This window comes from Streptomyces sp. NPDC051664 (assembly GCF_044453545.1).
Lineage (GTDB): Bacteria > Actinomycetota > Actinomycetes > Streptomycetales > Streptomycetaceae > Streptomyces.
The window spans coordinates 13,633-32,632 of the sequence record NZ_JBITCU010000014.1 but is presented as its reverse complement, the minus strand read 5'-3'; the positions used below and the strand labels follow the sequence as shown (position 1 = coordinate 32,632).

The window sequence follows — 19,000 nt, the reverse complement described above, 5'->3', positions numbered from 1 at the left end:
CCGCACGGCCGGCCGACGTTCACTTCTCGCATCCGGTTTCCCGCCGCTCTCAGTACGCCCCGCGGCCGTCGGTGACGGCGCGCAGCGTACGGGCCATGAGCCCCAGGTCCGTGGCCACCGACCAGTTGTCGACGTACCACAGGTCGAGCGAGACGGTCTCCTGCCAGGACAGGTCCGAACGTCCGCTGACCTGCCACAGGCCCGTCAGCCCGGGCCGGACCGCGAGCCGCCGGAGCTCATGCTCGTCGTAGCGGGACACCTCCTCCGGCAGGGGAGGCCGCGGACCCACCAGCGACATGTCGCCCCGGATGACATTGAGCAGCTGCGGCAGCTCGTCGAGCGAGGTCCGGCGCAGGATCCGTCCGATCCGGGTCACCCGTGGATCGCGGCGCATCTTGAACATCGGGCCGTCGTTCTCATTCGCCGTCGCCAGCTTCGCCTTGTGTGTTTCGGCGTCCTCCACCATCGTGCGGAACTTCCACATGGTGAACGGTCGGTTGTGTTGCCCCTGACGGATCTGGCGGTGGAACACCGGGCCGTCGGAGGTGAACCGTATTGCCGCCCCGATCAGGAGCAACAGCGGCGTCAGCAGTACGAGTCCGAGGGCCGCACCGGTGCGGTCCACCGTGGCCTTCAGTGCCATCTGCGGCCCCCGGCGCAGCGGCGGCACGATGTGCAGCAGCGTCAGCCCGGCCGCGGAGGCCGGACGCACCCGGCCTGCCGCGATGTCCGAGAGGTCCGACAGCACGGACAGTTGGAGCCCCCCGTCGTGCAGCCCCCAGGACAGGCGTCGCAGCCGTTCCCCGGAGAGCTGCGGTCCGGGCACGACGAGTGCCAGGTCCGCGTCCTGGGCGAAGGCTCCGCCCAGGACCGTCGTCACGTCGTCGTCGGCCGGGGCGGGTGCGAGCCGCCCCGGCACCGGAGCCTCACAGCTCAGTGACGCCGTCCCGACGGGTATGGCGGCCACCACGGTGTAGGCGTGATCCGTACGGGAACCGAGCAGCTGCACCGCCCGGTCCACCCCCGGCGCCTCGCCGACCACCAGCACCCGGTGCACGGCACGCTGTCGCCGTCCCGGCCACGGGAGATGACGCACCGTCGACACGGCGACGGTCACCAACAGGCCGGGCATCAGCGCCACGACCGCGGTCACCGGCTGGACCGGCTCCCTGAACACGGTCGCGAGCACGGCCAGCACGCCGATGTGCAGCAGCCAGTCCCCGGGAGCGGTCAGCGCGTCCCCGAAGCCCCCCGGCCGCCGGTCCGCGTACCGGCCACGCACCGCCCGGACACCGGTCCACACCAACGAGGCCACCCCGGCGGCGAGTTGCGCCCTCGGTTGCCCGTAGGCGCCCAGTACGAGCCAGGCCGGTATCCCCAGGCCGAGAAGATCGGCGCAGGCGATGAGCGGCAGGTATCGGCCCGGTCTCTTCTTCGGGCCGGACCGGTGGTCAGAACGGTTGCGCTGTACGGTCGGGGCGCTCCACAGCTGTTCGAGTTCCGTGCTGTGCGGCCGGTTTGAAGCAGTCCGCGGACGTGGCGCCCCTGCCAGTCCCGCAGATCCTGATATTTCGGATTCGGGTAGCTCGACATGCCCCATGAACCCCCCAGTCACAGTCGCATCTCCACAAACAGGACGCATCCGCCGATCCCGTGGACTGACGGATGCGCCCTCGCTCGGTGCACGATATCCACACACGTGCCATTTCGCTGGAGTTCTCGTGAAGTTCAGAACGCGAGCTGCCGCTTTGGCCTCGTCCCGATCCGAGCCGGATCACAGGGTCTTGTGGGTGGCTGTTGGCATTTGGGTTGTTCCGCGCTGGGATTGTGCGCGGACATGTCACCACCTCGTACGGTCACCTCCGCGTCTGGGAGACTTGGCCGCAAGGCGGCGAAGGCCGGCCACGAGTGAAAGAGGACGTGCGGTGACTCCCGCGGAGAAGAACTGGGCCGGAAACATCACCTTCGGTGCGCGGCGGCTGCGTACCCCCAGCTCGGAGGCCGAGCTGCAGGAGATCGTCGCCACCGGCACAAAGGTACGGGCGCTGGGCACCCGGCATTCCTTCAGCACCGTCGCCGACACGGCCGGAGACCTTGTGTCGGTGGCCGGATTGCCTCGCACCGTCGACATCGACCGGGAGGCGGGGACGGTCACCGTCAGCGCGGGACTGCGCTTCGGGGAATTCGCCGACGAACTCCACCAGAACGGCTTCGCCCTGCACAACCTGGGTTCGCTGCCGCACATCTCCGTGGCCGGCGCCTGCGCGACCGGAACGCACGGCTCCGGCGTGGGCAACACCTCGCTGGCCGGTGCGGTCCGGGCGCTGGACATGGTCACGGCGGACGGGACCACCGCGCGGCTGACCCGCGGCGACGCGGACTTCCCCGGAGCGGTGGTCGCCCTTGGCGCCCTCGGCGTGGTGACGCGGCTGACGCTGGACCTGGTGCCCGCCTTCGACGTCCGGCAGTGGGTCTACGAGGATCTGCCGCAGGCCCGGATCGGCGACCGGGCCCGATTCGACGAGGTGATGTCGGCCGCGTACAGCGTCAGCCTCTTCACCGACTGGCGGGGCGGCCCCGTCAACCAGGTGTGGCTCAAGCAGCGAATGGGTGCGGACGCGCCGGCGGAGGCGCCCGCCGAGTGGCTCGGCGCGAGGCTCGCGGACGGTCCGCGCCACCCGATCCAGGGCATGCCGGCCGAGAACTGCACGCGGCAGCAGGGGGTTCCCGGCGCGTGGCACAAGCGTCTGCCGCACTTCCGGCTGGAGTTCACCCCGAGCACCGGGGACGAGCTGCAGTCGGAGTACTTCGTGGCACGGAGCGACGCCGCGGCAGCCTTCGCGGCGCTCGACCGGCTTCGGGACCGGATCGCCCCGCTGCTGCAGATCGGCGAGATCCGCACCGTGGCCCGCGACGACCTGTGGCTGAGCCCCGCGAGCGGGACCGACGCGGTGGCCTTCCACTTCACCTGGGTGCAGGACATCGCCGCCGTCACGCCGGTGCTCGGGGCGATCGAGGAGGCACTGGCACCGTTCGGCGCCCGCCCGCACTGGGGCAAGGTGTTCACGACCGCACCCGAGACGCTGCGCACGCTGTACCCGCAGTACGCCGACTTCGAGAAGCTGATGGCCAGGTCCGACCCGGCGGGCAAGTTCCGCAACGACTTCCTGGACCGCCACTTTCCGCAGTGACGCCGGGCGAGCGGCGCGCGGGGGGTGAAGCGGCGGCTCGGCCGCCTGGCGTCAGAGGCCGTCGCGTCTCTCTTTGTACCGCGACGGCCACGCGGTCGCCGATCTGCCCGGCGCGAGATGGTCCACCACGTCGGCCAGCTCCACACAGGCCTGCTCGATCCGGCGCCGGATGTCCATCTTCTCGGTGACGATCGCCGCCAGCAGCAGCGCGGTCAGCGCCACGGAACCATTCAGGACCGCCAGGTTCAGCATCACCTCGAGGACGGTGTGTCCGGCGAACGGACCCACCGCCTCCCCTCCCGCGATGATTGCCAGGACGGACACCAGCAGCGCACAGGGCGCGCTGCCCGCCAGCTGGAAGCGCAGGGCGGCCCAGATGAGCAGCGGGAACACCAGATAGAGCACCGACAGTTCGCTCCGCGTGGCCACCAGGGAGACCAGGACGGAGACGACCGCCAGTGCGGTCGCCTCCAGCCATCTGTCGTCGGCGCGCGGCAGCCTCGCCCTGCGCATCACGAGCATCAGTGGGGTGACGACGAGCACCCCCATGGCGTCCCCCGACCACCACGCCGCCCAGACCGGCCAGAAATGGCTTGCGGGCAGCTTGTCGTCGAGTACGAAGAGGACGGTGCCGACGGTCGCGCTGATCAGCATTCCGGCCATCGCGCCGAGGAAGACCAGGACGACGCCGTCGCGTAACCGGTCCAGTTCCATCCGGAACCCGAATCTGCGGAGCAAGAGGTACGAGCAGACGGGCGCCGCCGTATTGCTCATCAGGATGCCGTAGTCGGAGAGCGAGACCGTGTCGGAGAGCGTGATGATGTTGAGCAGGGCACCGAGGGTGATGCCGGGCCAGACTCCGATGCCCAGGTACAACAGGCAGCCCAGGGCGATCCCCGTCGACGGCCAGAGCGGGGTGACCGTGGCGCCGTAGACGGTCACCTTTCTCAGCAGACCGATCTGTCCCGCTCCGTAATAGCCGGCGGCGACGACCAGGATGCGGAGCACAGCTGATGCCGTACGTCTGCTTTCCTCGCTGCGGATCACAGACCTCATCAGACACCGCGGCCCGGGACGCGCGGCTGCGTGACACGCTCGGCCCGGCTCCCCCGGTCACCCGGAGCCGGCGGGGAAGCCTTTGTGGCGCAGGACCAGGACGGCCGCGTCGTCCTGGTGGCCGGTGCGCTCCGCCGTCTGCATCACCTCGTCGGCCAGCGCCTCGGCCGACGCCGAGGCCCGGGCGGCCACCAGTCGCACCACAGCATCCATCCCCTCGTCGATCGGGAACGAGGGCCCTTCGACGACTCCGTCCGTGACAAGCACGAACGCCCCAGGGGCGGTCAGCCGGTGCCGGGTGACCGGATACTTCTCCACCGCGCCGACACCCAGCGGCAGTCCGCCCGCGTCCTGAGTGATCCCCGACCGCCCGTCTGTCGTGGCCCAGACGGCAGCCACGTGTCCGGCCCGAGCCGTGCGCAATTCCCCGGCGCGCGGGTCGAAACGGACGAACGTACAGGTCGCCAAAAGGGTGGAGTCGATGGAGAGGAGCAGATCGTTCGTCCGGCCCACGATCTCGCCCGGATCCGCAGTGGTGGCGGCGATCGCCCGCATGGCGATCCGGATCTGCCCCATGAACGCGGCGGCCTCCACGTCATGGCCCTGTACGTCCCCGATGGCGAATCCGAGTGTGCCGTCCGGCAGTGGAAAGCCGTCGTACCAGTCGCCACCGATGTCCAGTCCGCTGCGGGCCGGTGAGTAGCGGGCGGCGGTCTGAAGCCCCGGGAGCGAGGGCAGGCCGACGGGAAGCAACTCCTGCTGCAGCGCCTCGGCCAGCTCCACCCGAGCCTGATGCAGCTGGACCTCGTGACGTGCCCGGGTGGTGAGCTGCTGCAGCGTGGTGAGCAGCTCCTCGGCACTCGCGGAACGGCGAGGACGACGCCGGTTCATGGGCCGCTCCACACTGCATTCGTTCGCGAGCCGCAACACAGGGCTTATGTGGCGGGCGGATCCGGGACGCCTCCCGCACAGTCCCATGGGCACTGCGCGGCCGGGCACAGTCCGGCGACGGCTCCCGTGTCAGTTGCCCCCTGCATCATATTTCGGCGGGGAAACTCCCGCAGGGTGAGCCGCCGGTCACGGATCCCGCACGGTCTGAGGGCGGCACTCCGCCCGGAACGCGCGAACCGGCCCTGCTGGGTGGATGCTGAGGACAGGACCGCGTCGTGGCGGCACAGTGCGGCCGGACGCGGGTCAGGGAGGTGCGCGATGACACGCACATTGGAGTGGAATGTCCACCTCGATCTCTCCGAGGAGAACGGTACGACCAAGGCCGAAGCCGTGCTGGACACCGGTTCCGAGAAGCTCATGGGTCATGGGGTCGCCCGCTGCAACCCGCAGGACGTGGACATCCCCACCATCGGTGACGAACTCGCGGCGAGCCGTGCCATGAAGGATGTCGCGGGCCAGCTGATGAGAGCGGCCGACCGGGAAATGGAGGTGGTGGGCGCCGGACCCACGAAGGGGCCCATGGGCAAGCCGTACGCCTGGACGGATGTGGCGAGCTGAAGCGCAAGGCCTGTGGTCTCGCTGCCGACGGCACATCCATGGACGCCTTCGTCGAGGGGCACGGCCTGCAGGCTCTCCGGACACCGCCCACGGCAGGTGTCGGCAGCGAGACAGCTGTGGGCGGTGCTCGTCATGCGTGAGATCCTCCCGGCGCTGAGCCGCTGGTACGCCTCCGGAGAGCCGTTCGGGCTCGCCACCGTCGTCGCGGTCACCCGAAGCGCGCCCCGCGGCCCCGGCGCGGCGATGGCGGTGGGCCCCGGTGACGAAGTCGCGGGCAGCGTGTCCGGCGGCTGTGTCGAAGGAGCCGTCTTCGACCTGGCCACGGAGGTCGTCGAGACCGGCCGGGCACAACTGCGAACTTTCGGCTACAGCGACGAGGACGCCTTCGCCGTCGGGCTCACCTGCGGGGGTGAGATCACCCTTCTCGTACGCCCCGTGTCGGCCGCGACCGACCCCGCGTTCGGCGAGGTCGCCGCGTCGGTCGCCGAACACCGTCCGGTGGTGCTGGCCACCGTGACCGACGGCCCTGCCCGGCGCGGCGCCGCGCTCGCCGTATGGCCGGACACCGTGTCCGGTTCGCTCGGAAACAGCGGCCTCGACGCGGCTGTCACCGCCGACGCACGGGGCGAGCTGGCCCAAGGGGCAACGGGCCTGCGCCACTACGGTCCGCGCGGCGAGCGCCGCGAGGACGACGTCACCGTGTTCCTGCACTCCTTCGCCCCGCCCCCGCGCATGCTCGTCTTCGGTGCGATCGACTTCGCCGCCGCGGTCGCCCGGATCGGCGCGTTCCTCGGCTACCTGGTCACCGTCTGCGACGCACGGCCGGTCTTCGCCGACCCCCGGCGATTCCCGGACGGTGCGGAGGTGGTCGTCGACTGGCCGCACCGCTATCTCCGCTCCACGGACACCGATGAGCGGACCGTCCTGTGTGTGCTCACGCACGACCCGAAGTTCGACGTCCCCTTGTTGGAGGTGGCCCTGCGCTCCCCGGCCGCGTACATCGGCGTGATGGGCAGCCGCCGGACTCACGAGGACCGTCTGGCACGGCTGCGGGAGACCGGCCTGGGCGAGACGGAACTGGCGAGACTGCGCTCGCCCATCGGCCTCGACCTCGGCGCCCGCACCCCCGAGGAGGTGGCCGTCTCGATCGCCGCGGAGATCGTCGCACTGCGCTGGGGCGGTACCGGCGCTCCCCTCGCCGACACCGCCGGGGCGATCCACCGGCCACGGCCGAAGGCCGTGTGAGCTTCGGCCATGGAACCGCCGGCGTCCGAGCCGGTCGTGGTCACGGCCGGCGCCGCTGAAGGAAGAGGCCCGCCCCGGTTGCCGGGGCGGGCCACTTCTCGGTGTTCCGGACCTGGCTGCGTCAGTCGACGTAGGTGATGTCCGAGGGGGAGTAGATGCAGTTGGTGCCATCCGCCCCGGTACCGATCTTGGTGGGCTCGCCGCTCGTCACACCCTTGTACTTGGTGCAGATGTCGATATCGGCATCTGCGTCGTCATAGATCGTGATGCCGGAGAACCGGGCCGTGTCACCGTAGTTGGTGTTGATGCCCACGATGCTGTCACCCGGCGAGGTGACCCAGACATTCTGTACCTGGACGTGCCGGCCGTACATCGTGGAGCAGTTGCCGCACGAGCGGTACAGCTTGCCGAAGTCCTCGACCCGGAAGTTCTTGATGATCAGGGTGCCGGCGCCGTTGTGCTGGAACACCTTGTCGTCCGCCAGCCTCGCGCCGCCGCCGTCGATCGTGCGGACCAGCGAGGAGGAGCTGCCGAGGAAGGTTGCGGCGTCCTCACCCACGTCCTCCCACCACACGTTCTTGAGCGTGCAGGCGCCGAGGCAGTGGACGCCGTCGGCGGCCGGGGCGCCGAGGATGACGTTCTGCAGCGTGGCACCGTCCGCGAGCTCGAACATGGCCGGCTGGTCCTCGTCCTGGCCGCCGCTGCCCAGGTCACCGCTGCCGTAGAAGCGCTTCAGGCCGCCGTCGTAGGTACCGGACACCCCGATGGTCGCCGTCACGGCCTGACTTCCGTTGGCGGTGGGCCAGGCGGGCGGAGCCCCGGGGGTGGTGGGCGGTGTCGTGGGCGGAGTGGTCGGAGGAGTGGTCGGCGGATCGGTGGGGACGGAGCCCGCCGCCGTGAAGGTCCAGCGCTTGCTGGTCACCGAGTCGCAGGAGTTCTGCTGGACCACGGCGCCGACCGCGGTCGAACTGTCCTTGGTGTTGAGGCACTTGCCGCCGTTGCCGTTGACGACCTGGTAGGTGTTGCCGCTGACCGGAGCGAGTGTCCACACCTGACTGGAGACGCCGCTGCAGGTCTGCTGCTCGACCGCCTTGCCCGCACTGGTGGAGGCGTCGCGCACCCCGGCGCACTTGCCGCTGTGCGAGGCGGTCAGGGTGTAGCCGCTTCCGGAGGCCGTGAGCCGCCATGTCTGGTGGGCGGCGCCGGTGCAGGTGTTCTGGCTGAGCTGGACGCCGTCGGAGGTTGCGGAGGCCGGGACCTCCAGACACAGTCCGCTGCCTGCGTTCGACAGGCTGTACGAGCCCGCTCCCGGTGCAGCCGTGGCCGAGCCGGTGGCGAACAGCGCTGTGAGGGCCGCGGCGATCAGTGAGACGACCGCGATGAACGAGGCGGCTGCCCGGCCGCCCCGCCGTCTGGCATGCTGATTCTCTGTGCGCACTCGGAGTTCCTTTCACCGCCTGCGGTGTCCTCCGCAGGCACCCGTGAGGTGGTTGGTGCGGTGGTAAAGGCAGTTCCTCGGCCAGGGAACGATGTTCCGTATTCTGAACCGAGTTCTTGTACGCGAACAGCGGTGACGGTACGTCAACGGGATCCGACGGTCAATGAGTTGGCGCGAACAAGCGCGAACGGGCGTGCGAGACCGCGCCGGTGGGTGAGCACCACCGACGCCCGTACGGCCAGCCGTGGTTGACGGCTCCCGGCGTCGGAACCCCGGCAGCGCCGCGACGGTCCCCTTGTTCATCAGGAAGACCCGGTTCCCGCCCCCGGCGGCCCAGCGGCCCGGGCCTGAACCCACCGGCGGCAGGCGGACCACCACCCGTCATGTCCCGTGAGTGACGCCGCGCGCTGATCCACCAGGGATCGCGGGACAGCCCTTAGCGTTGCCCCGTCAGAGATCGACTCGCACAACTTCGGGGCCGGGGTGACTTCATGTGCTGGAGTGCGACTGCCGATCTGGTGGCCGGTGCCGGCATCACCGCGATCGGAGTGGTCTGCGTCGCGCGCACCCGCCGGTCCCGCGATCTGCCGCTCGCGGCACTACCGCTGCTTCTCGGCGCCCATCAGATCATCGAGTCGTTCATCTGGCGCTCCGGCGGCGGCACCGGCCCCGCCACGGTGGCCTGGGCCGTCATCGCCCTTCCGCTGCTGGCACTCTGGGTGCCGTCAGCCGTGCTGAGCGCCGCACCGCCGCGGGCCCGGTGCCGGCTGCTGCTCCCCGTCGTGGCCGGCGCCGCGACCGCCGCCTCCCTCGCGTACCGTCTGGCCACCCGCCCTGTGACCGCAGAGATCCGCGGCCACACCCTCGGCTACGTCCTCGACCTTCCGCACTCCGAACTGCTCGTCGCGGGCTACTTCGTGGCCACCGTCGGCTCCCTGCTGCTCGCCGGTGAGCGTCTGCTGCGGCTGCTCGGCTTCCTCGTCGGCGTCGGGGCCGCGATCTGCGCGACGCTGTGGCGTCTGGAGTTCATCTCCACCTGGTGCGCGTTCGCTGCGGTGTGCTCGGTGGTCCTCCTCGGCTGGACGCACCGTCGGCCGGTGACCGCGCGGACGTCGATGCCGCATCGCTGAAAGGCAGGACTGGTGCCCGGCCGATCGGCCGGGACGACACACCTGGGCCCCTACGGCCTCTCGTCTGGATCATGCTGGGCTCGAGGGGACGAAAGACCCTGGCTGCGTTGCGCCGATCGCCGTCGGCGGATGACCGCCAGGTCGAGCACCGCCACGAGGAGGAGCAGCCCGCAGACTGCCGCGAGCACGCTGAGGACGGTCGAGCTGGGGGAAGAATCCCTGCTTGAGCAGGTCGCCCACCACGCGAACCCCGCAGTCGCCAGGGCGAAGACGACGAGTGCGGTTGTGGACAGGACCGTACGCAGGGCCAGGTCGCTGCGTGCGGTGAGGGGTTCGGTGCCCGCGCGACGGTGGCGTTTGGGGGTTCGGGCCGGGCTGCGGGACTGCCTGTCGTCCCTCGGTTCGTGCGGGGGCGTCTGGGACATCGAGCTCACCTCTGACCTGCTGATGACTGGACCGGGGCCAGTGCGGTACCCGGCTGGGCTGTCGGGCCGCCGAGGTGCGGCCGACAGGTTCGAAGAAGCTGCGGTACGTCGTCTTGGGGATCACCCCTGCACGGCATGGAGGGCCGAGGCGGTGTCCGGGAACGGGCGAGCGCAGATCTGACTTGATGCGATCACCCATTCATGCGGTCGACGCCCCACTCCTGGGCAAAGTTGGGATCATCGAGCAGCTGCTGGGCATCATCGACACCAGCGCGCCGCAGGAACTTGACGGCGTACAGATTGCTGTGGACGACCTCCGATCCGGACAGAGACGCGACGGCCGCCGTCGGTACAGGGCTGTAGACAGCGCCGGGCGCACTCATACCTACACCGTGGCACCCACACATCAGAGGTGCCACCGCCCGCTGCACGCTGACGGCATCCGGCACCTTGCAATCAGTTCGGATGAGTTCTGCGCGGCTGAACAGCAGGGCGTAGCAGGAAAGGAGCTGGGCGAGGACACGGTCGAGGAGGCCGGGGGCCGACGAGGTGGGCCCGGGGACGTCACCAACGAGGCCATCTACGTCACGAACCGGGGGCGGGCACTCTCGTGGCGATCGAGCCGGGCTTGCGTGGGGCGTCCAAGCGGCTGGACGAGGCGACCGGCGAGGTCTCCGACAACCCGTACCCTTCGAGCACGACACAGCCGAACGCGGCTCGAAGGCGCGCAGCACCCGGACCGGAATGGCCGCGCCACTGGAGACGGCTAGCGTCCGCCGAAGTGCCGCTCCACGATCGCGGCGGCGTCCGTGCCCCGCGGCAGGATGCCGTACTGGTGGCCACGGTCCTCGCCCAGGCGGGCGGCGACGAACGCCTCGGCCATGGGCGCCGGAGCGTGCCGCAGCATCAGCGAGGACTGCAGGGCCAGCGCCATGGCCTCGACCGTCGCCCGGGCGCGCGTCTGTGCGGCAAGGGGATCGCGCAGGTCCTCGTCCAGTTCGCGACGCACCCGGCGCACATGCGCGTCGAGCACGGCACTGGCACCGGCGGTGGCCTCCAGTTCGGCCCAGAAGGCGTCCAGTGACTGCGGGGTCCTGGCGATGCCGCGCAGTACATCGAGGGCGATGACGTTGCCGGAGCCTTCCCACACGGCCATCACCGGCTGTTCGCGGTAGCGGCGGGCCAGCGGCCAGTCCTCGGTGTAGCCGTTGCCGCCCAGGCACTCCAGCGCCTCGTAGGCGTGGTGCGGGCCGCGCTTGCAGATCCAGTACTTGGCCACCGCCGTGGCCAGCCGGCGGAACATCGCCTCGGACTCGCCGCTGCCCGTGTCGTACGCCTGGGCGAGCCGCAGCGAGGTCCAGGTCGCGGCCTCCGTCTCCAGGGCCAGATCGGCGAGGACCGCCGTCATGGCCGGCTGCTCGACCAGCCGGGCACCGAAGGCGCTGCGGTGCTCCGCATGCCAGATCGCCTCGGAGACCGACTGGCGCATGCCCGCCGTGGTGCCCAGTACACAGTCCAGACGCGTGTGGTTGACCATCTCGATGATGGTGGGAACACCACGCCCCGGCTCGCCGACCCGTACTGCCCACGTGGAGTCGAACTCCACCTCGGAAGAGGCGTTCGACTTGTTGCCGAGCTTGTTCTTCAGCCGCTGGATACGGACCGTGTTACGGGTGCCGTCGGCCAGCACACGCGGTACGAGGAAGCAGGTCAGCCCGGCTGCCGCCTGGGCCAGAACCAGGAAGGCATCCGACTGCGGGGCCGAGAAGAACCACTTGTGACCGGTCAGCAGATGCGCCCGGCCGTCGGGGTCGGAGGCGACCGGGACCGCGCGCGTGGTGTTGGCGCGGACGTCGGAGCCGCCCTGCTTCTCCGTCATCCCCATACCGAACGTCAGCCCCGACTTGCTGCCCGGGGCGATCAGCCGCGGGTCGTAGGAGCGGCTGAGCAGACCCGGCAACCAGTCCTGGCCCACTTCGGGATCGCGCTGCAGGACCGGAACCACGGCGTGCGACATGGACATCGGGCAGGCGTGGCCCGGCTCGACCTGGGCGAACAGCATGAACGATGCTGCCCGGGCCACCGCGGCACCCGGCTTGGGGTCGGCCCACGCCGCGGTGTGCGCGCCATGACGCACGGCCGCGCCGATGATCTCGTGGTACGCCGGGTGGAAGTCGACCTCGTCGACCCGGTTGCCGTACCGGTCGTGGGTGCGCAGCACGGGCGGGGACGTGTGGGCGAGTTCCGCATCGGTCTGGAACTTCGTGGAGCCGACCAGGCTGCCGATCTCGTGGAGTTCCGGCTCGTGCCACGCCGCGCCGAACGTCCGGACGGCCTCGGTGAGCGGCAGATTGGTGCCGTACTCGTCGAGGCCGGTCCGGGGCGACGCCTGGTTGGTGACCTCATGGGTGGGGTGCGGTGCGGGAGCTTCCGGCCGGAGGCCGGTCGGGGATGCGGTGACGGTCATCTCGGGGATCCTGTCTGACGTCGGCTGTCTGGTCGGCCGGTACTGGGGAGTGAGAGTGGGGTGCGGGGGAGCCGGTCAGGTGCCGACCGTTCCCACGGCTCTGAGGCAGAGGGTGGCGATACCTGCCACGACCGGCTCCGGGTCGGTCCGCTCGCCCACCGGGGACAGCGGGCCGAGCAGCGCCTCACTGATCGCTCCGATCACCGCGGCGGCAGACAGTCGGGCGTTCTGCGCGGGCAGCTCACCTGCCTCGATGCCGGCCGTGATGACCGTTTCGGCGAGGGCGTGATAGCCGCGCCGGTAGGTCAGTCGCTCCGCCTCGACCAGCGGATCGACGGGCTCGGCGAGCAGCGCCCAGGCCGTACGAGGCGTGCGCAGTGCCCGGAACGCGAACACCTCGACCAGGGCGCGCAATTGCTCGGCCGCTCCGCTCTTCGCGCCCACGGCTTCCTGTACCGCGGTGAGCTCATGGCCGGCGACATGCCGGAAGACCGCGGCCAGCAACTCCTGCTTGGAAGCGAAGTGGTTGTAGACGCTGCCGGTGGCGACCTGGGCGCGCTCGGCGAGCGCGGAGATGCTGGCTGCGGCGTATCCGCCCTCGGCCAGCAGCTGCCGTGCGGCGTCCAGCAGCCGCTGGCGATGCGCGAGCCGGGTCGCCTCGGTGCGGGCGGTGGGGCGGTAGACCATGATGATCTGAACCTCGATTCATAAGTTCAGCTCCCACTGAACCACCGTTGTGCTCCCCGCGCAATGATCGGGAACGGCCTGCTGTGAACGGCAGGGAGTAGAACGCTTCTTCTAATTCCTGCGGGTAACCGAAAATCTGTTCGGGATGAGCCGCGCGGTGGCTGTTACAGGATTTGGTGCCTGTTGCGCAGGGTGAGTCGTGGCGCACACCGAGTGCCGCGAGTGGGCGCGAAGTCGGGCGCGCCGATACCGAACGGGTGGATGCAGCGGTCAGTGATTGACGGATATCCAGGGAGCGGATGCGTGCCGAATGCAGGCGTGTGTGACAGAAATGTCTGCATTTCGTAACACGTATCGGGGCGTCTGTCGCGAATCGGATGGTCAGGCCAAAGTGTGCGTTCTCGGCACCACGCCGGGACCGAACAACGCTCGGACCTTGCGGTCCGGGCCAGCATCTGAGAGGTCTTCATGTCCCGTTCCGCACGGCGGTTCACCGCTTCCGTTCTCGCGGCCGGCGCCCTGGTGGCGGCCGCAGCACTCCCGGCTGCCGCCGACGACCACGGTCACGACCGCGGTCGGTACACCTCGTATTCGCCCATCGTCCTGGGGCAGATCCAGTACGACAGCCCCGGACGCGATGACGGCTCCAACCGCAGCCTCAACGACGAGTGGGTCACCGTCACCAACACCAGCCGTCAGGCGGTCAACCTCCGTGGCTGGACGCTCAGTGACGAGAGCCGCCGCACCTACCGGTTCGACCTGCGTCTGGCCGGTCGCTCCTCGGTACGGGTCCACACCGGGATCGGCCGTGACAACGGCTATGACCTCTATCAGGACCTCCGTCGGTACGTCTGGGACAACAGTGACACCGCGACCCTGCGTGACAGCCGCGGCTACGAGGTCGACTCCAAGTCCTGGGGCCGCCAGCACGTCGGCCACGACCTCGGCTACGGCCTTGGCTACGGCCTCGGCCTCGGTCTCGGCCACGATCGCGACCGCGGGCGTGACAACGGGCGTGACCACGGGCGTGACCACGGGCGCGACAACGGTCGTGACAACGGGCGTGACCACGGGCGCGACAACGGGCGTGACCACGGGCGCGACCACGGTCGTGACAACGGGCGCGACAACGGGCATGACCACGATCGTGGCGGTCGTCGCTGACACTCTGACGGCCGTTCCCTGACCCGGGAGCGGCCCCCGCCTCTCGCTCACGGCGCACCGCGGCCGACCCGGCCGCGGTGCGCCGCACTCGTCATGGGCGGCCGACGGCCGCTTCGGCCGGGTGCGAGCGGAGGCGCCCGCGGCGCCCACCCTGCGCTGGGCCCGGCTTCGTCACTCGGGGCCGGGGACCTCCTGCTCGGTCCAGAGCGCCTTGCCGTGCCGGCCGTACCGGGTGCCCCAGTGGGTGGCGAGTTGGGAGACGATGAACAGCCCGCGCCCGCCTTCGTCGACGGTCCGGGCATGGCGCAGATGCGGTGCCACCGGGCTGCTGTCGTGGACCTCGCAGGTCAGGAACCGGTCCAGGATGAGCCGCAGCTGCAGGGGTGGGGTGCCGTACCGGACGGCGTTGGTCACCAGTTCGCTCACGATCAGTTCGGTCGCCTGGACCGTCTCGTCGTCGAGCTCCCAGCCGTCGAGCCGGTCGCGCACGAGGGTACGCGCGATGGCGGGGGTCGTCCGGTCGTGGGCCAGTTCCCAGGTGGCGACGTGGTCGGGCGGCACGGTGCCGGTGCGCGCGAGGAGGATGGCCGCACCGTCGGGGACGCTGTCACCCGGCAGGGTGTAGACGACGCCGTCGCACAGCTCCTGCGGAGTGCGGTCGGGGCGCGCGAGCGCGTTCCGTATCCGGGTGGCGGACGCGTCGTCCGGCAGCAGGCCGCCGGTGGCGAACGCCAGGATGCTGCCCTCGTCGAGTTCGAGGGTGGCGGTGGCGAACGGGGCGCTGTCGGCGGCGAAGAGCGCAGGCCCCTCGGGTACGTCGACGGCGGGCGCGCTGCCGTCGGGTGCGATGACGATCGGCGCGGGATGCCCCGCACGGGCGACCGTACAGGTGCGGGTGAACGGGTCGTAGACCCCGTAGATGCAGGACGCCTTGAGCGACTCCCGGTGCAGCGAGTCGCCCGGCGGCAGTGCGGCGCGCTCGTCGGCGAGGCGGTCCGCCGCGTCGTTCAGCCTGGCCAGGACCTCGTCCGGCTCGAGATCGAGACCGGCCAGAGACTGGATGACCGTACGCAACTGCCCCATGATGATGGCCGTTTGGAGCCCGTGGCCCGCGACGTCGCCGACGACCAGAGCGGTGCGGGCGCCGGACAGGCCGATGGTGTCGAACCAGCATCCGCTGTTGCGCCCGGGCAGCAGGACATGCGCGGTGTCGATGGCGACCCTGGCACAGTCGCCCTGCGGAAGCAGCCTGCGCTGGACCGTCGACGCGATCACATGGTCGCGCTCGTACCGGCGCGCGTTGTCGATGCTCAGCGCGACATGGACGGCTGCCGACTGTGCAAGCGTTATGTCGTTCTCGTCGTACGGATCCGATCCCGGGCACCGGTACAGGCTCACCAGCCCGAGGACCGCGCCGTGCAGCTTCAGCGGGACCACTATCAGCGAATGGGCCTCGAGGGCCCGGATCACCAGGGCGGTCTGCGGATCCGCGGCGAGCCACGGGGTATCCGCGTCGAGCGCGACGATCCGGGGCTGCAGGTCCGACACCGCCAGGGCGAACGGGGTGTGGGCGGGCAGCCGGCGCGTGTCACCGACGAGCCCGTCCTGGTCGCCGATGCCCTTGACACCGCGAAGGGCAGCCCGGCTGACACCGCGGAGGGCGGCCCGGCGCAGCGGGACATCCGGTCTCAGCGAGCCCATCGGAGGATCCGCACCGCGCAGCACATCGTCCACCACCTCGACCACGGCGAAGTCGGCGAACCCCGGCACAGCGGCCTCGACGAGCGCCTGGCAGGTGGTCGCCACATCGAGGGACCGGCCCACGCTCTTGAGCAGCCTGGCCCGGTACATCGCACGGGTGCGTGCCTTTTCGCGTTCGGTGACATCGACGACTGCGGCGAGCAGCCCGAGGATCTGCCCCTGTTTGTCGTTCAGCCGGAAGACAGTGACCGTATAGCTGCGATTCGGACCCGGCGCGCTCTTGATACGGCCGTGGACCAGTCGATCGTGCACCGGCACGCCTGTGTCCAGCACGCGTTGCAGAAGCTTCCCGGCGGAGTCCGGCCGGTCGAGGTGGTACGCATCGGTGAAGTGACGCCCGATCACCTGCTCGGCGAGGTCGGCACCGGCCAGAGAGCTGATCCGTATCACCCGCAGCTGTGGATCCAGCACATGAAGGCCCACCAGGGACTGGGTGAACAGTCTGTCGAGGAGCGCCGCGTCCAGACCGTGGTCCTTCATGGACGCGGGGACCGGTGCACCTGCGTCCGGCACGGTGTCACCCCCATCGGGCTCTGCCCACCCCTGCGATTCGTCACGTATGCGCTCAGCGTCCGGGCTCCCGGTTCGCCCCGCCACCGAGGAACGGCAGACGAGTGAATCCCGTCCGTAGCCCCGGACGGAGGACCGGTCCGAACCTCCGTCACACGATCCGGCGCGGACACGGCAACCTTTTGGCGTCCGGCGGTGACTGCATCTGTGTAACCCGCCCCCGGACGGAAGGCGGGAGACCGTGGCTCACCCGCATCTCCGATCCTCCCGCAGACGCCGCACCGGGCGGCTGCACCCGCTGGTCACCGCGCTGGCGGCCGGTGTGCTGGCTGTCACCGGCACGGTCGCGGGGGGCCAGACCTCACGGGCGGCGACGGCCCGGCAGGCCGAGGCGCTGGACCGCGGCGTCGTCAGCGTGCACACCGACACCGGCAATCTCATCAGCTGGCGCTGGCTCGCCACCGACCCCGACGACGTGGCGTTCAACGTGTACCGGGCCGGTACCAAGGTCAACACCTCGCCGGTCACCGGCTCGACCAACTACTTCCACGGCGGAGCGCCGAACTCCGCCGACTACACGGTGCGCGCCGTCGTCGACGGCGTCGAGCAGAGCGACTCGGTGCACGCCATCCAGTTCCGCACCGGGTACAAGGACGTGCCCCTCAGCCCGCCCGCGGGCTCCACCACGCCCGACGGAGTCGCCTACACCTACGAGGCCGACGACGCGTCCGTCGGAGACCTCGACGGGGACGGTGCCCTCGACTTCGTACTCAAATGGCAGCCCACCAACGCCAAGGACAACTCGCAGTCGGGCTACACGGGCAACACGATCATCGACGGCATCAGACTCGACGGCACCCGGCTGTGCCGGGTGGACCTGGGCCGGTCGTCGGAGATCGGCTGCCGGCGGGCGGCCGAGACGGAGCTGGGTGTAGGCGGCGAGGATGAGCCAGGTCCATCGGTCGGCCGCTTCCGGGGTGCGGATCTTCGGGCAGGTCCAGCCGAGGGTCTGCTTGAACGGGCGGAAGGTGTGCTCGATGTCGAAGCGCCGCAGGTATGCCTACCAGAGACGGTCGACATCGGCGGTGCGGGCGTCGGTGCCTGACCACCACAGCCGGACCGGCTTCGGGGTTGCTCCGCTGGGCAAGTGGTCGATGGCCAGGCGGATCACGGTCCCTTCCACGATGGGGAGGGTTCCGTCTGCGGCTGTCCAGGAGGAGCGGTGGGTGAGCTGACCTGCGACTTCTCGGGGTGGATGACACCGTGGTGCCGGGCTGAGCTCGGCTCCTGGTCGAGTGCATTCGCGCTGCTTGACACCGGAAGATCGTTCTTCGTTGCCACCTGCGCCTGTTCTCGCGTGGCGGGCGGACCTCAGCTCTTGACGGCCTCTGCGATCTGCAGGGCGGCCTGGGCGGGCGTGAGGTGCGTGGTGTCGACGACCTCGGCCTCGCCGTGCAGCCACGTGCGGGCCGCCTCGGCGTAGGGCTCGAGGTATTTGAGACGGAAGGGGGAGGGGCCAAGAACAGTGTCCCCCTCGATGCGCCCGCGGAGGGTGTCCTGGTCAGCGTGGAGGACGAAGTGCCGTACCGGAATGGCATGTTGGGCGAGGCCCGTGCTGATCTCGCGCCAGTACTGCTCGACCAGGACAGTCATGGGCATCACCAGTGTGCCGCCGGTGTAGTCGAGTACGTGGCGGGCGGTCTCGACTACGAGCGGCCGCCACGGCGGCCAGTGCTGGAAGTTGTCCGTCCCGGGCAGCCCTGGCGTGATGTCCATGAGTGTCTCGCCGACCTTCTCTGCGTCGAACACCCGTGAATCCGGGATCAGCTGCTGCACAAGTGCACTGGTCGTCGTCTTGCCTGCGCCGTGGGTGCCGTTGAGCCATACGATCATGGGACCCGACGCTACCGCTGTGCGGGCCGCGGGAACGGGCACAGCAGAAATCCGGTATGGCTTCGGCGTTTCCCGGGGTGGTATCAACCACAAGATCAGGTGTCACCTATTTCGAAAAGTCGCATGGCCTCTGGCCCGGGCCGGTTGTCATACCGGCCCGCTACCGTGGACTCATCACATTCGCGCCTATGGCTGGGCGCAGCTACCGAACCGCCCCGCCCCCGGAACAGCGCCCGGGAGCGGGGCGGACGCGCGTCAGTCCTCGACCGACATCTGGGGATGCGGGACCGCCTTCTTCGAGGTCGTCTCCTATGCATACCGGCCCTGTTCGGTCGCCTCGGCTCCGGCGATCACGGCAGCCTGGGACGTTTCTGCCGCCTTACGCCACGGCGCCCGGCGCTCCTCGGAGAAGACAGAACACCGCGTGCAACCGGCCGCCGCACCCGAGCTTCTTCATCAGCAGCGGGATGGCGACACCGCCACGGCCGACCGTTTCCGTACCATGAGTGCTTTTCCATACCCAT

The 19,000-nt window shown here is 69.9% G+C and carries 15 protein-coding genes and 2 pseudogenes; 6 read left to right on the top strand and 11 right to left on the bottom strand.

Going from position 1 to position 19,000, the window contains the following annotated elements; genetic code table 11:
- Window positions 1-49 precede the first annotated feature (49 nt).
- Window positions 50-1,600: a sugar transferase gene (locus tag ACIA8E_RS24800; RefSeq protein WP_399301639.1), complete on the bottom strand. Its 1,551-nt coding sequence runs from the start codon at window positions 1,598-1,600 to the stop codon at window positions 50-52.
- Between the two features lie 325 nt (window positions 1,601-1,925).
- Between ACIA8E_RS24800 and ACIA8E_RS24795 the strand changes: the two genes are divergently transcribed.
- Window positions 1,926-3,191 (top strand): FAD-binding protein, encoded by a 1,266-nt coding sequence (locus tag ACIA8E_RS24795; RefSeq protein WP_399301511.1) that lies wholly within the window; start codon window positions 1,926-1,928, stop codon window positions 3,189-3,191.
- A 51-nt stretch (window positions 3,192-3,242) separates the two neighbouring features.
- Here ACIA8E_RS24795 and ACIA8E_RS24790 read toward each other — a convergent pair whose 3' ends face one another.
- The gene (locus ACIA8E_RS24790; protein ID WP_399301510.1) at window positions 3,243-4,238 is read right to left on the bottom strand and encodes an MASE1 domain-containing protein; all 996 of its coding nucleotides are present in this window, start codon (window positions 4,236-4,238) and stop codon (window positions 3,243-3,245) included.
- A 66-nt stretch (window positions 4,239-4,304) separates the two neighbouring features.
- Complete coding sequence (locus ACIA8E_RS24785) at window positions 4,305-5,138, bottom strand: PP2C family protein-serine/threonine phosphatase (RefSeq protein ID WP_399301509.1); 834 nt, start codon at window positions 5,136-5,138, stop codon at window positions 4,305-4,307.
- Window positions 5,139-5,456: 318 nt separating this feature from the next.
- Between ACIA8E_RS24785 and ACIA8E_RS24780 the strand changes: the two genes are divergently transcribed.
- Window positions 5,457-5,756 carry a DUF1876 domain-containing protein gene (locus ACIA8E_RS24780; RefSeq protein ID WP_399301508.1) on the top strand — a complete coding sequence of 100 codons (300 nt, stop codon included), beginning with the start codon at window positions 5,457-5,459 and terminating at the stop codon, window positions 5,754-5,756.
- Between the two features lie 132 nt (window positions 5,757-5,888).
- The gene (locus ACIA8E_RS24775) at window positions 5,889-7,001 is read left to right on the top strand and encodes an XdhC family protein (protein ID WP_399301507.1); all 1,113 of its coding nucleotides are present in this window, start codon (window positions 5,889-5,891) and stop codon (window positions 6,999-7,001) included.
- A gap of 121 nt (window positions 7,002-7,122) precedes the next feature.
- On the opposite strand, the gene ACIA8E_RS24770 is transcribed toward ACIA8E_RS24775, so the two are convergent.
- Window positions 7,123-8,439 carry a pectate lyase gene (locus ACIA8E_RS24770; protein WP_399301506.1) on the bottom strand — a complete coding sequence of 439 codons (1,317 nt, stop codon included), beginning with the start codon at window positions 8,437-8,439 and terminating at the stop codon, window positions 7,123-7,125.
- A 491-nt stretch (window positions 8,440-8,930) separates the two neighbouring features.
- On the opposite strand from ACIA8E_RS24770, the gene ACIA8E_RS24765 reads away from it, so the two are divergent.
- A complete protein-coding gene (locus ACIA8E_RS24765; protein WP_399301505.1) occupies window positions 8,931-9,569 on the top strand; it encodes a DUF6629 family protein in 639 nt (212 codons plus the stop codon).
- Between the two features lie 50 nt (window positions 9,570-9,619).
- Here ACIA8E_RS24765 and ACIA8E_RS24760 read toward each other — a convergent pair whose 3' ends face one another.
- The 4 genes from ACIA8E_RS24760 to ACIA8E_RS24745 all read right to left on the bottom strand — a co-directional run bounded on the left by ACIA8E_RS24760 (window position 9,620) and on the right by ACIA8E_RS24745 (window position 13,148).
- Window positions 9,620-9,994, bottom strand: coding sequence for a DUF6343 family protein (locus ACIA8E_RS24760; protein ID WP_399301504.1), 375 nt, complete (start codon window positions 9,992-9,994; stop codon window positions 9,620-9,622).
- A gap of 191 nt (window positions 9,995-10,185) precedes the next feature.
- Window positions 10,186-10,377 carry a hypothetical protein gene (locus ACIA8E_RS24755; RefSeq protein ID WP_399301503.1) on the bottom strand — a complete coding sequence of 64 codons (192 nt, stop codon included), beginning with the start codon at window positions 10,375-10,377 and terminating at the stop codon, window positions 10,186-10,188.
- 383 nt (window positions 10,378-10,760) lie between these two features.
- Window positions 10,761-12,461 carry an acyl-CoA dehydrogenase family protein gene (locus ACIA8E_RS24750; RefSeq protein WP_399301502.1) on the bottom strand — a complete coding sequence of 567 codons (1,701 nt, stop codon included), beginning with the start codon at window positions 12,459-12,461 and terminating at the stop codon, window positions 10,761-10,763.
- Window positions 12,462-12,536: 75 nt separating this feature from the next.
- Complete coding sequence (locus ACIA8E_RS24745) at window positions 12,537-13,148, bottom strand: TetR/AcrR family transcriptional regulator (protein WP_399301501.1); 612 nt, start codon at window positions 13,146-13,148, stop codon at window positions 12,537-12,539.
- Window positions 13,149-13,616: 468 nt separating this feature from the next.
- Between ACIA8E_RS24745 and ACIA8E_RS24740 the strand changes: the two genes are divergently transcribed.
- Window positions 13,617-14,312, top strand: a complete 696-nt coding sequence (locus tag ACIA8E_RS24740) for a lamin tail domain-containing protein (protein WP_399301500.1) — start codon at window positions 13,617-13,619, stop codon at window positions 14,310-14,312.
- Window positions 14,313-14,483: 171 nt separating this feature from the next.
- Here ACIA8E_RS24740 and ACIA8E_RS24735 read toward each other — a convergent pair whose 3' ends face one another.
- On the bottom strand, window positions 14,484-16,586 hold the full coding sequence (locus tag ACIA8E_RS24735; protein ID WP_399301499.1) for a SpoIIE family protein phosphatase: 2,103 nt from the start codon (window positions 16,584-16,586) through the stop codon (window positions 14,484-14,486).
- A gap of 238 nt (window positions 16,587-16,824) precedes the next feature.
- Between ACIA8E_RS24735 and ACIA8E_RS24730 the strand changes: the two are divergent.
- Window positions 16,825-17,484 (top strand): annotated as a pseudogene (locus tag ACIA8E_RS24730) (rhamnogalacturonan lyase); the annotation flags it as partial.
- On the opposite strand, the pseudogene ACIA8E_RS24725 reads toward ACIA8E_RS24730, so the two are convergent.
- Both ACIA8E_RS24725 and ACIA8E_RS24720 read right to left on the bottom strand, forming a co-directional pair.
- A pseudogene (locus ACIA8E_RS24725) lies at window positions 17,467-17,817 on the bottom strand (transposase); the annotation flags it as partial. The pseudogenes ACIA8E_RS24730 and ACIA8E_RS24725 overlap by 18 nt on opposite strands.
- Window positions 17,818-17,954: 137 nt before the next feature.
- Window positions 17,955-18,476 carry an ATP-binding protein gene (locus tag ACIA8E_RS24720; protein ID WP_399301498.1) on the bottom strand — a complete coding sequence of 174 codons (522 nt, stop codon included), beginning with the start codon at window positions 18,474-18,476 and terminating at the stop codon, window positions 17,955-17,957.
- Window positions 18,477-19,000: the final 524 nt, after the last annotated feature.